General features: G+C 67.6%; 12 protein-coding genes and 1 pseudogene. 10 read left to right on the forward strand and 3 right to left on the reverse strand.

Annotated features, from left to right (window positions below; all coding sequences use genetic code 11):
• Nucleotide 1: 1 nt before the first annotated feature.
• From ybeY to era, 3 genes and pseudogenes are all read left to right on the forward strand, one after another.
• Complete coding sequence (gene ybeY, locus L6444_RS10230) at nucleotides 2-535, forward strand: rRNA maturation RNase YbeY (RefSeq protein WP_236982200.1); 534 nt, start codon at nucleotides 2-4, stop codon at nucleotides 533-535.
• Nucleotides 532-1817: pseudogene (locus L6444_RS10235) on the forward strand (hemolysin family protein). The gene ybeY and the pseudogene L6444_RS10235 overlap by 4 nt, the downstream one beginning before the upstream one ends.
• Nucleotides 1818-1890: 73 nt before the next feature.
• Nucleotides 1891-2790, forward strand: a complete 900-nt coding sequence (gene era / locus L6444_RS10240; protein ID WP_236982202.1) for a GTPase Era — start codon at nucleotides 1891-1893, stop codon at nucleotides 2788-2790.
• A gap of 17 nt (nucleotides 2791-2807) precedes the next feature.
• On the opposite strand, the gene L6444_RS10245 is transcribed toward era, so the two are convergent.
• Nucleotides 2808-4313, reverse strand: a complete 1506-nt coding sequence (locus tag L6444_RS10245; RefSeq protein WP_236982204.1) for an amidase — start codon at nucleotides 4311-4313, stop codon at nucleotides 2808-2810.
• Nucleotides 4314-4374: 61 nt separating this feature from the next.
• On the opposite strand from L6444_RS10245, the gene recO reads away from it, so the two are divergent.
• The 3 genes from recO to L6444_RS10260 are packed head-to-tail and all read left to right on the forward strand — an operon-like array spanning nucleotide 4375 to nucleotide 6457.
• The gene (recO, locus tag L6444_RS10250; RefSeq protein WP_236982206.1) at nucleotides 4375-5172 is read left to right on the forward strand and encodes a DNA repair protein RecO; all 798 of its coding nucleotides are present in this window, start codon (nucleotides 4375-4377) and stop codon (nucleotides 5170-5172) included.
• Nucleotides 5165-6058, forward strand: a complete 894-nt coding sequence (locus L6444_RS10255) for a decaprenyl diphosphate synthase (protein WP_236982208.1) — start codon at nucleotides 5165-5167, stop codon at nucleotides 6056-6058. Before recO ends, L6444_RS10255 begins: the two co-directional genes overlap by 8 nt.
• Complete coding sequence (locus L6444_RS10260; RefSeq protein WP_236982210.1) at nucleotides 6059-6457, forward strand: hypothetical protein; 399 nt, start codon at nucleotides 6059-6061, stop codon at nucleotides 6455-6457.
• Between the two features lie 8 nt (nucleotides 6458-6465).
• On the opposite strand, the gene L6444_RS10265 is transcribed toward L6444_RS10260, so the two are convergent.
• Nucleotides 6466-6858: a Fur family transcriptional regulator gene (locus L6444_RS10265; protein ID WP_236982212.1), complete on the reverse strand. Its 393-nt coding sequence runs from the start codon at nucleotides 6856-6858 to the stop codon at nucleotides 6466-6468.
• 49 nt (nucleotides 6859-6907) lie between these two features.
• The gene (locus tag L6444_RS10270; protein ID WP_459561286.1) at nucleotides 6908-7384 is read right to left on the reverse strand and encodes an ArsR/SmtB family transcription factor; all 477 of its coding nucleotides are present in this window, start codon (nucleotides 7382-7384) and stop codon (nucleotides 6908-6910) included.
• A gap of 143 nt (nucleotides 7385-7527) precedes the next feature.
• Here L6444_RS10270 and L6444_RS10275 point away from each other — a divergent pair, with 143 nt between their 5' ends.
• From L6444_RS10275 to L6444_RS10290, 4 genes are all read left to right on the forward strand, one after another.
• The gene (locus tag L6444_RS10275) at nucleotides 7528-8913 is read left to right on the forward strand and encodes a glycine--tRNA ligase (RefSeq protein WP_236982216.1); all 1386 of its coding nucleotides are present in this window, start codon (nucleotides 7528-7530) and stop codon (nucleotides 8911-8913) included.
• A gap of 376 nt (nucleotides 8914-9289) precedes the next feature.
• Entirely contained in the window at nucleotides 9290-10474 is a 1185-nt protein-coding gene (locus L6444_RS10280; RefSeq protein ID WP_236982217.1) for a PPE family protein, read from the forward strand.
• 217 nt (nucleotides 10475-10691) lie between these two features.
• Entirely contained in the window at nucleotides 10692-11882 is a 1191-nt protein-coding gene (locus tag L6444_RS10285) for a PPE family protein (protein ID WP_236982219.1), read from the forward strand.
• 914 nt (nucleotides 11883-12796) lie between these two features.
• Nucleotides 12797-13126, forward strand: a complete 330-nt coding sequence (locus L6444_RS10290) for a hypothetical protein (RefSeq protein WP_246398070.1) — start codon at nucleotides 12797-12799, stop codon at nucleotides 13124-13126.
• The last annotated feature ends 44 nt before the right edge of the window (nucleotides 13127-13170 follow it).

Genomic DNA, 13170 nt, shown 5'->3' on the forward strand with positions numbered 1-13170 from the left:
TATGAGCATCGAGGTATCCAACGAGTCGGGCATCGACGTCTCCGAAGTCGAACTGGTCAGCGTCGCGCGTTTCGTCATCACCAAAATGGACGTCAACCCCGCGGCCGAGCTGTCGATGGTGCTGCTGGACATCCCGGCCATGGCCGACCTGCACATGCGGTGGATGGACCTGCCCGGCCCGACCGACGTGATGAGCTTCCCGATGGACGAGCTCGAACCCGGTGGCCGGCCCGACGCACCCGAACCGGGCCCGGCCATGCTGGGCGACATCGTGCTGTGCCCGGAATTCGCCGCCCAGCAGGCCGCCGCGGCGGGCCACACCCTCGGGCACGAACTCGCGCTGCTCACCATCCACGGTGTCCTGCACCTGCTCGGCTACGACCACGGCGAGCCCGACGAGGAGCGGGAGATGTTCGCGCTGCAGGACCGCCTGCTCGAGGAGTGGGTCGCCGAACAGGTCGAGGCCTACCGCCAGGACCGGCAGGAGGAGCGCGACCGCCGGCTGCTGGACAAGTCGAGGTACTTCGACAATTGACCGGTCTGTCCCAGCTGCTCGGTGCGGTCGTGTTGGTGGCGCTGGGCGGCATCTTCGCGATGGTCGACGCCGCCGTCAGCACGGTGTCGCTGGCCCGGGTGCAGGAATTGGTGCGCGACGAGCGGCCCGGCGCGCGGTCGCTGCTCAAAGTCATGACCGACCGCCCCCGCTACATCAACCTGGTGGTGCTGCTGCGGATCGTGTGCGAGATCACCGCGACCGCGCTGCTGGTGGTCTTCTTCCAGTTCGGTCACAGCCTGGGCTGGGGGCCTTTCTACGCGTCCACGATCATGGTGGTCACCAGCTTCGTCGTCATCGGTGTCGGCCCGCGCACCCTCGGGCGGCAGCACGCGTATTCCATCTCGCTGGCGACTGCCCTTCCGCTGCAAGTGCTCTCGTGGCTGCTGATGCCGATCAGCCGGTTGCTCGTGGTACTGGGTAACGCGCTGACTCCTGGCCGCGGTTTCCGCAACGGGCCGTTCGCCTCCGAAATCGAGTTGCGCGAAGTCGTCGACCTGGCCCAGCAGCGCGGCGTGGTCGCCGCCGACGAACGCCGGATGATCGAGTCGGTCTTCGAGCTCGGCGACACCCCCGCGCGGGAGGTGATGGTGCCGCGCACCGAGATGGTGTGGATCGAGGGCGACAAGACAGCCGGGCAGGGGATCGCGCTGGCGGTGCGCAGCGGTCACTCGCGGCTGCCGGTGATCGGCGAGAACGTCGACGACGTTCTGGGTGTCGTCTACCTCAAAGACCTTGTGCAACAAGCATTCTTCTCCGCCGACGGGGGTCGCGACATCCTGGTGTCCAAGGTGATGCGTCCGGCGGTTTTCGTGCCGGACTCCAAGCCGCTGGACACGCTGTTGCGCGAGATGCAGCGCGACCGCATCCACCTGGTGCTGCTGGTCGACGAGTACGGCGCCATCGCCGGCCTGGTGAGCATCGAGGACGTGCTCGAGGAGATCGTCGGCGAGATCGCCGACGAGTACGACGAAGCCGAAACCGCGCCGGTGGAGGAACTGGGGGGACAACCGGTTCCGGGTCTCGGCCCGGCTGCCCATCGAAGACGTCGGCGAACTGTACGGCGTGCAGTTCGACGACGATCTCGACGTCGACACGGTGGGTGGGCTGCTGGCCCTGGAACTCGGTCGTGTCCCCGCTGCCCGGCGCCGAGGTGGTGTCGCACGGCTTGCGGCTGCACGCCGAAGGTGGCCGTGACCATCGGGGCCGGGTCCGGATCGGCACCGTCCTGCTCAGCCCGGCCGAGACAGAGGAAGATAAGTGACGCGCAGAGTGCAGTCACGGCGCGAAGCGGCGCCGAAACCAGCCGTGGACGCACGCTGGGCGCAGGGGGCGCGGTGAGCGAGTTCCGCTCGGGCTTCGTGTGTTTGGTGGGCCGGCCCAACACCGGTAAGTCGACCCTGACCAACGCACTGGTCGGCGCCAAAGTGGCGATCACCTCGATGCGCCCGCAGACCACCCGGCACACCATCCGCGGCATCGTGCACCGGGAGAACTTCCAGATCATCCTGGTCGACACCCCCGGCCTGCACCGGCCACGCACCCTGCTCGGTAAGCGCCTCAACGACCTGGTCCGCGACACCTACACCGAGGTCGACGTCATCGGGTTGTGCATACCTGCGGACGAGGCGATCGGTCCCGGCGACCGCTGGATTGTCGAGCAGATCGGTTCGGTCGCCCCGAAGACCACGTTGGTGGCCATTGTGACCAAGATCGACAAAGTACCCAAGGACCGGGTGGCCGCACAGTTGGTCGCGGTCAGCGAACTGGTCCCGCAGGCCGCCGAGATCGTCCCGGTGTCAGCGGTTTCCGGGGCGCAGGTGGACGTCCTGACCGACGTGTTCGCCGCGGCACTGCCACCCGGGCCGGCCTATTATCCCGACGGCGAGCTGACCGACGAGCCCGAAGAGGTGCTGATGGCCGAGCTGATCCGCGAGGCCGCGCTCGAGGGTGTGCGCGACGAGTTGCCGCACTCGCTGGCGGTGGTGATCGACGAGGTCAGCCCGCGTGAGGACCGTGACGACCTGATCGACGTGCACGCGGTGCTCTACGTCGAGCGGGATAGCCAGAAGGGCATCGTGATCGGCAAGGGCGGCGCCCGACTGCGCGAAGTGGGCAGCGCCGCGCGCAGTCAGATCGAGAAGCTGCTCGGCACCAAGGTGTACCTGGACCTGCGGGTCAAAGTCGCCAAGAACTGGCAACGCGACCCCAAACAGCTTGGCCGCCTTGGCTTTTAGTCGGCCACCGCTGACAGCTAGCGTCTTTTCGACACGGACGGCACGCTGTGCATCGGCGGCGTGCTGTTGCCGGCGCTCCACCACGCCGTCGGTTGCTTGGCCGCCCATCCGCTGAACGCCTCCAATTCGGCGGCCAGCGAAATCAGCATGCCCTCGCTGTTGGCCGGTCCCATCAACTGCACACCGATGGGTAACCCCTCAGCGGTGAAACCGGCCGGCACATTGATCGCCGGCCAGCCCAGCACGTTCCACGGCCAGGTGTAGGGGCAGGCGGCGATGATGGCACGGTCGGTGCCCAGGCTGCTCAACCGGTCGAAGGCCCGGGCCTGCGGCGGGGGCTGCGCGGTGGTCGGCGCCAGCACCACGTCGACGATGTCGAAGATCGATCCCACCCGGCGCTGGTCTGCGGCCTCGTGGCGGCGCGCTGCGCGCAGCGTCGCCTGCGACAGCATGTGGCCGGTGCGCATGTTGGACAACGTGCGGGGGTCCCAGTTGACGCCGTCACCCATGCGGTCCTGCCACGCCCACAACGCGGAAGTGGATCTGGCCAGGAAATCCCAGGACAGCCGCATGCCGTAATCCGGGTTCCCCTTGACCACGGTGTGGCCGAGCAGCTCGAGTCGTTCGCCCACCTGCTGGATGGCGGCCAGGATCTCGGGATGCAGTTTGGCCCGGAAGAAGGTGTACGGAAACCCGGTCGACAGCGCGATCCGCAGTGGGCCGGGCGCGCGGCTCACGTAATCGGACGCGGTCAGTGGGGGCGGCTGGTGCAGGTCGCCCTCGACGTTGCCGGACGCCGCGTCCAGCACCAGCGCGGCGTCGGCCACCGTGCGGGCCAGCACGCCGTTGACGGTCAGGCCGTTGAACGACTCGGGTTCGGGCCAGGTGGAGATGCGGCCGCGTTGGGGCTTGATGCCCACCAGATGCGTCCACGCGGCCGGGATGCGGACGCTGCCGGCGCCGTCGGACCCGATGGCGGCGGTCACCAGTCCCGCCGCCACCGCGGCCGCACTACCGCCCGAGGAGCCCCCCGGCGTGTGCCGGCGGGACCACGGGTTTCGGGTGTGCCCGAAACCCGGCCCGCTGGTGAACGGCCACTGGCCCAGTTCGCAGGTGTTGGTCTTGCCGACGATCACCGCGCCGGCCGCTTTGAGGCGGCGCACCACCTCACTGTCCGAAGCGGCGGGCCGGACGTAGCCGTCGGTGCCGTAGGCGGTCGGTACCCCGGCCACGTCGACGTCGTCCTTGACCGCGATCGGGATGCCCAGCAGGGGTGCGGTGTCCCCGGCGGCCCGGCGTCGGTCGGCCGCCGCGGCGTCGGTCAACGCGGACTCGGTGAGCACCACCCGGAAGGCGTTCAGGGTGGACTGGCTCACATCTATGGCATGCAGCGACCGCCGGGTCAGCTCCGCGGAGGTCACCTTCCGGGTGGCCAGCTGGTAGAGCAGGTCGGTCAGGGTGGGCAAGCGCTGCTGGCCGGAGCCGGATACGGCCCCAGAACCAGACCCAGAAGCGCCAACCACGGGGTACGAGACTAACGGCGCGGATACCCGAGATGTCGCGGCGGGGTGCAAAACTATTGTGATGCGGCTATATCGAGACCGGGCTGTTGTGCTGCGCCAGCACAAGCTCGGCGAGGCCGACCGGATCGTCACCCTGTTGACCCGTGATCACGGGCTGGTGCGCGCGGTGGCCAAGGGCGTACGCCGCACCCGCAGCAAATTCGGGGCGCGGCTGGAGCCGTTCGCGCACATCGACGCCCAGCTGCATCCGGGCCGCAACCTCGACATCGTCACCCAGGTCGTCTCGATCGACGCGTTCGCCACCGACATCGTCAGCGACTACGGCCGCTACACCTGCGGGTGCGCGATGCTGGAGACCGCAGAGCGGCTGGCCGGTGAGGAGCGGGCGCCCGCCCCGGCGCTGCACAAGCTCACCGTCAGTGCGCTGCGGGCGGTGGCCGACGGGCGCCGGCCCCGCGATCTGCTGCTGGACGCCTATCTGTTGCGCGCCATGGACACCGCCGGCTGGGCCCCGGCGCTGACCGAATGTGCCCGCTGCGCCACCCCCGGTCCGCACCGGGCGTTCCACATCGCGGCCGGCGGCAGCGTCTGCACGCACTGCCGGCCGGCCGGTGCGACGACGCCACCGCTAGGCGTGCTGGACCTGATGTCGGCCCTGCGCGACGGCGACTGGGAATGCGCCGAGCGCTCGCCGCAGGCGCACCGCAGCCACGTCAGTGGACTGGTGGCCGCGCATCTGCAATGGCATCTGGAACGGCAACTCAAGACGCTGCCGTTGGTGGAGCGCAACTACCAGGCTGATCGCACCCTGGCCGACCGCCGCGCCGCGCTGATCGGGCAGGATAGCGAGTGTGGCTAGCAAGGCCGAGCGCAAGCTGAGGTCCGCCGACTTCCCGCAACTGTCCCCGGCGCCGCACGACTATCCGACGTTTCCCGACACCTCGACGTGGCCGGTCGTCTTCCCGGCGCTGCCGCCGTCACCCGACGGCGGACCGCGGCGGCCGCCGCAGCACACCTCGAGGGCCGTCGCGCCCCGGATCCCGGCCGCCCAGTTACCCAACCACGTCGCCATCGTGATGGACGGCAACGGCCGCTGGGCCACCCAACGCGGCCTCAGCCGCACCGAGGGGCACAAGATGGGCGAAGCGGTTGTCATCGACATCGTTTGCGGCGCAATCGAACTCGGGATCAAATGGCTCAGCCTGTATGCCTTCTCCACGGAGAACTGGAAGCGCTCACCCGAGGAGGTCCGCTTCCTGATGGGCTTCAACCGGGACGTGGTGCGCATGCGCCGGGTGAACCTCAACGACATCGGGGTCCGAATCCGCTGGGTCGGTTCCCGTCCGCGCCTGTGGCGCAGCGTGATCAACGAACTGGCGATCGCGGAGCAGATGACCGCCCGCAACGACGTCATCACCGTCAATTACTGCGTCAACTACGGTGGCCGCGCCGAGATCGCCGAGGCCGCCCGCCGGATCGCCGACGAGGCTGTGGCCGGCCGGCTCAACCCGGACCGCGTCACCGAGGCGACGATCTCGCGCCACCTGCAGCGGCCCGACATCCCCGACGTCGACCTTTTTCTGCGGACCTCGGGCGAACACCGGTCCAGCAACTTCATGTTGTGGCAAGCCGCCTATGCCGAGTTCGTCTTCCAGGACAAGTTGTGGCCGGACTACGACCGTCGCGATCTGTGGGCGGCCTGCGAGGAGTACGCCTCGCGCAATCGACGATTCGGGAGCGCCTAGATGTCATCCCTGCAGCAGCGCCTGAAACCGCTCCTGAGCGACGTACTTCCGGTGGCGGAGGAGGCCGACGGCGCCATCACCGTCCGGCACCACGGAACGTTCGCATCGCTGCGGGTGGTCAACATCGTCGAGGGCCTCGACATGATCTCGCTGACCCAGGTGATCGCCTGGGATCTGCCGTTGACCCGCAAGGTCAGTGACCAGGTGGCGCGTCAGGGGCGGGAGCTGAACTTCGGCTCGGTCACCGTGCTGGACAAGGACCCCGGCAAGAGGAAAACCGGTGACGTGATGCTGCGGTACAACTTTCCCGGTGCCGGCCTGTCCGACGACGCGCTGCGCACGCTGATCCTGCTGGTGCTCGACAGCGGCGCGCAGATTCGCGATGAGCTGATCGGTTAGCGCAGCGGTCAGCCGCGGCAGTCCGAGCAGGTGCCGAAGATCTCGATGGTGTGGCTGACGTCGGAGTAGCCGTACTTGCTGGCCACCTCCGCGGCCCAGGTCTCGACCTCGTGGTCGCCCACTTCGATGGTGGAGCCGCAGCTACGGCACACCAGGTGGTGGTGATGATGATCCGAGCACCGCCGATACACCGATTCGCCGGTATCGGTGCGTAACATGTCCACCAGGCCGGCGGTCGCCATCGACTGCAGGGTGCGATAGACCGTGGTCAGGCCGATGTTCTCACCGCGGCGACGCAACTCGTCGTGCAGCTCCTGCGCGGAGCGGAATTCGTCGAGCGTTTCCAGCAGCGTCGAGATGGCCGCCCGTTGGCGGGTGGAACGGACGCTCGTCCCGGTCATCTATGCCGCTCCTCCTCATCGCGTCGCTCTGCACCGTCGCCGGCGGATCTCACGGATTGTCCTCGCTCGCGTGCGCCACCGCGTCGACCACGATGTGCGCCAGGTGATGGTCGGCGAGCCGGTACAGCACTTCCCGTCCGGAGCGTTCGCCGGACACCACCCCGGCCGCCTTGAGGATCTTCAGATGCTGGCTGACCAGCGGCTGCGGCACGCCCAGCGCGTCCACCAGCTCGTGTACGCAGCGCTGGGATTCGCGGAGCTGCAGCACGATGGCGATCCGCACCGGGGCGGCCAGCGCACGCAGCAGTTCGCCGGCGGCGTCGAGGATTTCCCGCGACGGCGGCGTCGGATAGGCGGCGGCTGGGGCAAAGGCATCGACGACGTGGTCATGCGGACCGACCAGATCCTCATCGGCGGCGGAGGACGGGGGCGTAGGCGTCCAGGGCGACGTCACCGTTTGGGAGTCACCACCTCTTGAGGTTCCGCGCAACTGGCTGCTGCTTGTGTACCGAGGACTCGTCGACATCCGTCCGCGGCTGCCCTCCACTGTCACATGCATGATGATGCATGTCAAAGACCGTGGCAACGGTCGCTACCATGACTGAGGTTTTGCGGGCCGCCCCCTCGGGCCCCGCGTTCGGCTGACTCTCCGAAGGGAGCCCACGGCCCGTGGCGTCTGTTATCGACACCGTTGTCAACCTTGCCAAACGGCGCGGCTTCGTCTTTCCCGCCGGCGAGATCTACGGTGGCACCAAGTCGGCGTGGGACTACGGTCCGCTGGGCGTGGAACTCAAGGAGAACATCAAACGGCAGTGGTGGCGGGCGGTCGTCACCGGCCGCGACGACGTGGTGGGCCTCGATTCGTCGATCATCCTGCCGCGCGAGGTGTGGGTGGCGTCCGGCCACGTGGAGGTCTTCCACGACCCGCTGGTGGAGTGCCTGAACTGTCACAAGCGGCATCGTCAGGACCATATGCAGGAGGCCTACGCCCTCAAGAAGGGCCTGGACGACCCCGAGGCCGTGCCGATGGCCGAGATCGTCTGCCCAGACTGCGGCACCAAGGGTCAGTGGACCGAGCCGCGCGAGTTCAACATGATGCTCAAGACCTACCTCGGCCCCATCGAAACCGAAGAGGGACTGCACTATCTGCGTCCGGAGACCGCGCAGGGCATCTTCGTCAACTTCGCCAACGTGCTGACGACCTCCCGCAAGAAGCCGCCGTTCGGCATCGGGCAGATCGGCAAGAGCTTCCGCAACGAGATCACTCCGGGCAACTTCATCTTCCGCACCCGGGAGTTCGAGCAGATGGAGATGGAGTTCTTCGTCGAACCTTCGACGGCCCGGGAGTGGCACCAGTACTGGATCGACACCCGCCGCCAGTGGTACGTCGACCTCGGCATCGACCCGGAGAACCTGCGACTCTACGAGCACCCGAAAGAGAAGCTGTCGCACTACTCCGACCGCACCGTCGACATCGAGTACAAATTCGGCTTCGCCGGCAACCCGTGGGGCGAGCTGGAGGGCATCGCGAACCGCACCGACTTCGACCTCTCGACGCACAGCAAGCATTCCGGTACCGAGCTGACGTACTACGACCAGGGCAGCGACACCCGCTACACGCCGTACGTGATCGAACCGGCGGCCGGCCTGACCCGGTCGTTCATGGCGTTCCTGATCGACGCCTACACCGAAGACGAAGCGCCGAACGCCAAGGGCGGTATGGACAAGCGCACCGTGCTGCGGATCGATCCGCGACTGGCGCCGGTCAAGGCCGCGGTGCTGCCGCTGTCGCGGCACGGCGACCTGAGCCCCAAAGCCCGCGACCTGGCTGCTGAGCTGCGCAAGTCCTGGAACATCGAGTTCGACGACGCCGGCGCCATCGGCCGCCGCTACCGCCGACAGGACGAGATCGGTACGCCGTACTGCGTGACCGTCGACTTCGACTCGCTGCAGGACAACGCCGTCACCATCCGTGAGCGCGACGCGATGAGCCAGGAGCGGGTCGCGATGGACAGCGTCGCCGATTACCTGGCGGTGCGGCTGAAGGGCAGCTGATTCGCTGCTTCCGCTGCAATTTCTTTCTGGAAGGGAATTTCAATTTATGAATTTCCCGTGTCGGCCGCCGGAGATGAATTCGTTGCGGACAATTTCTAAAGCGTGTCGGTTCATGTTGGCGGCCGCGGTTACGGCGTTGTCGTCTCGGCAGCAGGCCGCGGCGGGACTGCAGCGCCTGCCGGGGCATCTGCCGGAGCCCGGTAGGCGGAGCGTATCGCCGGTCAGAACAGAATCCTGAATCCCTCGGGAACTATCCCGGCGAAAGTCAAGACACCAGCCGACGTATGCCTTAAAATCCGCCCGTGGACTGGCTCTCGCGACGGGTCGCCACATCCGGGTTGGCGCCGTTGACGCGGCTGGCTGGGTTGGGGTTGCGATGATTTTGGACTTTGCGTGGTTGCCGCCGGAGATCAACTCGGCGCGGATTTTCGCCGGTGCCGGTTCGGGCCCGTTGCATGTGGCGGCGGCGGCCTGGGAGAGTCTGGCCGCGGACCTGTCGGGGTCGGCGAGTTCGTTCGATTCGGTGATCACCGCGTTGGCGGGTGGGCCGTGGGCGGGTCCGGCGTCGGCGGCGATGGTGGCTGCGGCGACGCCGTATGTGGGCTGGTTGAGTGCGGCGGCGGCGCAGGCGACGGCGGCGGCGTTGCAGGCGCGGGCGGCGGCGACGTCGTTCGAGGCGGCGCTGACGGCGACGGTGCATCCGTTGGCGGTGGAAGCCAATCGGGTGTCGTTGGCGACGCTGGTGGCGACGAATTTTCTGGGGTTGAACACGCCGGCGATCTTTGCCAACGAGTTCGATTATGTGGAGATGTGGGCGCAGGATGTGGCCGCGATGCTGGGGTATCACTCGGGTGCCACGGCGGTGGCGGAGAGTTTGACCCCGTTCAGCGTGCCGCCGCTCGATCTGGCGGGCCTGGCGTCGACGGTCAACGCGAACGTCGTCGGGTTCGCCACGTCGGCGTCGGCGGCGCTGAGCCCAGTGGCACAGGGTGTCGCCGAAGGAGCCTCGGAGCTGGTCGCGGGAGCCCAATCGTTCGCCGCCGCGGTACCCGTGTCAACGCTGATGTCGGTGGTTCAGGCCGGGGCCATGCCGGCCAGCATGCTCATCGGTCCGCTGACCCAGCTCGGACAGACGGCCAGCACCAGTACCGCCGCCAGCCTGGCCAGTGCCACGGAAGGCCTGGCAGACGTGCCCAAGTTCGTCGGAGAGACGGCGCCAGCCCTCAGCGGACTGGGTGGCGGTGCCGGAATCGGCGCGGGCATGGCCGGAGATCTGGGCAAGGCTCACCTGGTTGGCGCGATGTCGGTGCCGCCGGCCTGGGAGGGTTCGGTGCCCAAGGGCATGGCCAGCTCGGCGATGACCGGCTTCGGTGCGATGCCCAATCCGGCGGCGATGGCCCAGGCCGCCGGCGGTTCCGGAACGGGCATGATGCCGATGCCGATGCCGATGGGCGGCGGCGCCGGTGGCGGCATGCCTGGCGGCCCGTTGGGCCGCGGCGGCGCCAGCCCGCACGTACTGCAGAACCGGCCGAGCGTTATTCCGCGGACCGGTGTCGGTTAGTGCGAAATTTGTGCACGGCGCACGTTCCGGCGCGAATATGATGAACGAGTAACTGTCTCGCTTCGGTTCACAAAACTCCGGTATCAGCCTATTTTGCGAATGCCCGGATTTCTGGTTCCGATTGTTTTACGATTCGGCCATGGGCTGGTGTGTGTCGAGTCGCAGTGATCTGTCTTCGTTGGCGCCGTTGACGCGGCTGGCTGGGTTGGGGTTGTAGATGATTTTGGACTTTGCGTGGTTGCCGCCGGAGATCAACTCGGCGCGGATTTTCGCCGGTGCCGGCTCGGGGCCGTTGCACGTGGCGGCGGCGGCCTGGGAGAGTCTGGCCGCGGACCTGTACGGGTCGGCGAGTTCGTTCGATTCGGTGATCACCGCGTTGGCGGGTGGGCCGTGGGCGGGTCCGGCGTCGGCGGCGATGGTGGCTGCGGCCACTCCGTACGTGGGCTGGTTGAGCGCGGCTGCCGCACAGGCGACGGCGGCGGCCTTGCAGGCGCGGGCGGCGGCGACGTCGTTCGAGGCGGCGCTGACGGCGACGGTGCATCCGTTGGCGGTGGAAGCCAATCGGGTGTCATTGGCGACCTTGATCGCGACGAACTTTCTGGGGTTGAACACCCCGGCGATCTTTGCCACTGAGTTCGACTACGTGGAGATGTGGGCGCAGGATGTCGCCGCCATGCTCGGTTATCACACCGGTGCCACGGCGGTGGCGGAGAGTTTGACCCCGTTCAGCGTGCCGCCCTTGGACCTGGCGGGCCTGGCCTCGACGGTCAACGCGAACGTCGTCGGTTTGGCGACCTCGGCATCGGCGGCGCTGAGCCCGGTGGCGACCCAAGCTGCCGCGGGCGCGTCGTCGCTGGTGGCAGGTGTGCAATCGGTGGCCGCGGGCGTTCCGGTGGAAACGCTGATGTCGGTGGCACAGGCCGGTGCGATGCCGGCCAGCATGCTGATCGGTCCGATGATGCAACTGGGACAGACCGCTAACGCCGGCACCGCCGGCCTGGTCGGAGCCACCACCGCGGCTGACTTGGCGGACGTGCCGAAGTTCGTCGGCGACGTCAACCCGATGAAAGGCATGGGAGCCGGTGGTGCCGGCCTGGGCGCCGGCATGGCGGGGAGTCTGGGCAACGCAAGGCTGGTCGGCGCGATGTCCGTGCCGCCGACCTGGCAGGGCTCGGTACCCAAGGGAATGATCAGTTCGGCGATGACAGGCCTGGGCGCCAACGCCGCGGAGATGGCTCAGGCCGCCGGCGCAGCGGGCGGGGGCGGCATGCCGATGATGCCGATGCCGATGGGTATGGGCGGCGGCGCCGGTGCGGGCATGCCCGGCGGCCCGCTGGGCCGCGGCGGCGCCAGCCCGCACGTGGTGCAGAACCGGCCCAGCGTGATCCCGCGGACCGGCGTCGGATAACGACTCTGCAAAGGCGCGGGTGCCGCAGCGGGTGACGCCAGGGGTGCGCGTCGCCCGCGCCTTTGTTTTAGCTTGTCCCGCAAAGTAATACGCCGCGTCGGCGCTCAGGTGCTGCCGAGTCCGCGGGTCATCAGGAACGCGCCGAGCAGGGTGACGACGCAGGCGAAGATCTGCTCCCGGCGGGCTGGGCCGACCGATTCATCGCGGCCATGATCTGATCGGTCCTGGCCGGTGCCGCGAACTGACTCGGCAGGGGAAGTTCCACGAAAGCCAACGCGGTACTCACCGCCATACCGCCCAGCCAGAATGCGAGCAGCGGACCCACAGCCCGCGGCCGCGGCGACAACACGGCGCTGATTCCGATTCGATTCGGCGGCGCAACGATTTCGCGGTTGCACCGGATGCATTCAAACCGAATCTGGACCACCCCGCCGGTCGCACTGCCCAAAATTTCCGCGGTGTGTGCCCAACGCTTTTTTTGGGTGCCACAACGAACACCTCGATTCGCTATCGAGTGTTGTCCCGCAAGCCTTGCCCACCCGGCAAACGCAGCCCACCGGGGCACCCCCAGCGGGCTTGGCTGCGCCGCGCCCCCACCTGCCTGCTACAGGGTGCGGACAGCCGAAAGTGTCTGGCGTCCAACGCTTTTACGACGGGTCACCCGCATCGCCTATCCGGGTTCGGCTCCGGAAGATGCAAAGTTGCTGTCCTCAAGTAGGGGCGTCGGGGAAGGTGGCCGGCCCGGCTGCGCTCTGCGGCCCCGCCGACCCGGAGCGTCACCGCAGAGTTTTGCCAGAAAAAATCCTGGATTCACCTCACTTGTGGGCGCAATTTGGCTTACGATTCGAGGGCTTGGTGGTGTGCACTCGCCGTCAAGCAAAGGTGTTATGACATCGGCACTGAAAGGGGACACCGTGCTTTTGCCTCTTGGTCCGCCCTTGCCGCCAGACTCAGTGGCGGCGAAACGGGGCGAGTCAGGCATGCTCGGCGGATTGTCGGTTCCGCTCAGCTGGGGTACGGCTGTTCCGCCAGATGACTACGACCATTGGGCGAAGGAGTCTGAAGCTGGTGTCGAAGACGTCGTCGTAGTGCCCGGTGCGGTCGATCCGGAACCGATCGAACCGAGCAACGACGAGTGGGATGAGTGGGCTGAGTGGAAACAGTGGGAAGCGGAGAACGCTGAACCTCGTTTCGAGATGCCACGCGGTAGCAGCGTGGTCCCGCATTCGCCGGCAGCCGGATGAGAGAAAGGGTCAAGACTGTCGTTGTCTAGGGGTGATTGACCGCT

The sequence above is a fragment of the Mycobacterium kiyosense genome, from assembly GCA_021654635.1.
Lineage (GTDB): Bacteria > Actinomycetota > Actinomycetes > Mycobacteriales > Mycobacteriaceae > Mycobacterium > Mycobacterium kiyosense.

Coding starts and splice junctions, on each gene's coding strand:
- ybeY (WP_236982200.1), top strand. CDS start 2: ATGAGCATCGAGGTATCCAACGAGTCGGGCATCGACGTCTCCGAAGTC.
- recO (WP_236982206.1), top strand. CDS start 4,375: ATGCGGCTATATCGAGACCGGGCTGTTGTGCTGCGCCAGCACAAGCTC.
- L6444_RS10260 (WP_236982210.1), top strand. CDS start 6,059: ATGTCATCCCTGCAGCAGCGCCTGAAACCGCTCCTGAGCGACGTACTT.
- L6444_RS10265 (WP_236982212.1), bottom strand. CDS start 6,858: ATGACCGGGACGAGCGTCCGTTCCACCCGCCAACGGGCGGCCATCTCG.
- L6444_RS10270 (WP_459561286.1), bottom strand. CDS start 7,384: ATGTCGACGAGTCCTCGGTACACAAGCAGCAGCCAGTTGCGCGGAACC.
- L6444_RS10280 (WP_236982217.1), top strand. CDS start 9,290: ATGATTTTGGACTTTGCGTGGTTGCCGCCGGAGATCAACTCGGCGCGG.
- L6444_RS10285 (WP_236982219.1), top strand. CDS start 10,692: ATGATTTTGGACTTTGCGTGGTTGCCGCCGGAGATCAACTCGGCGCGG.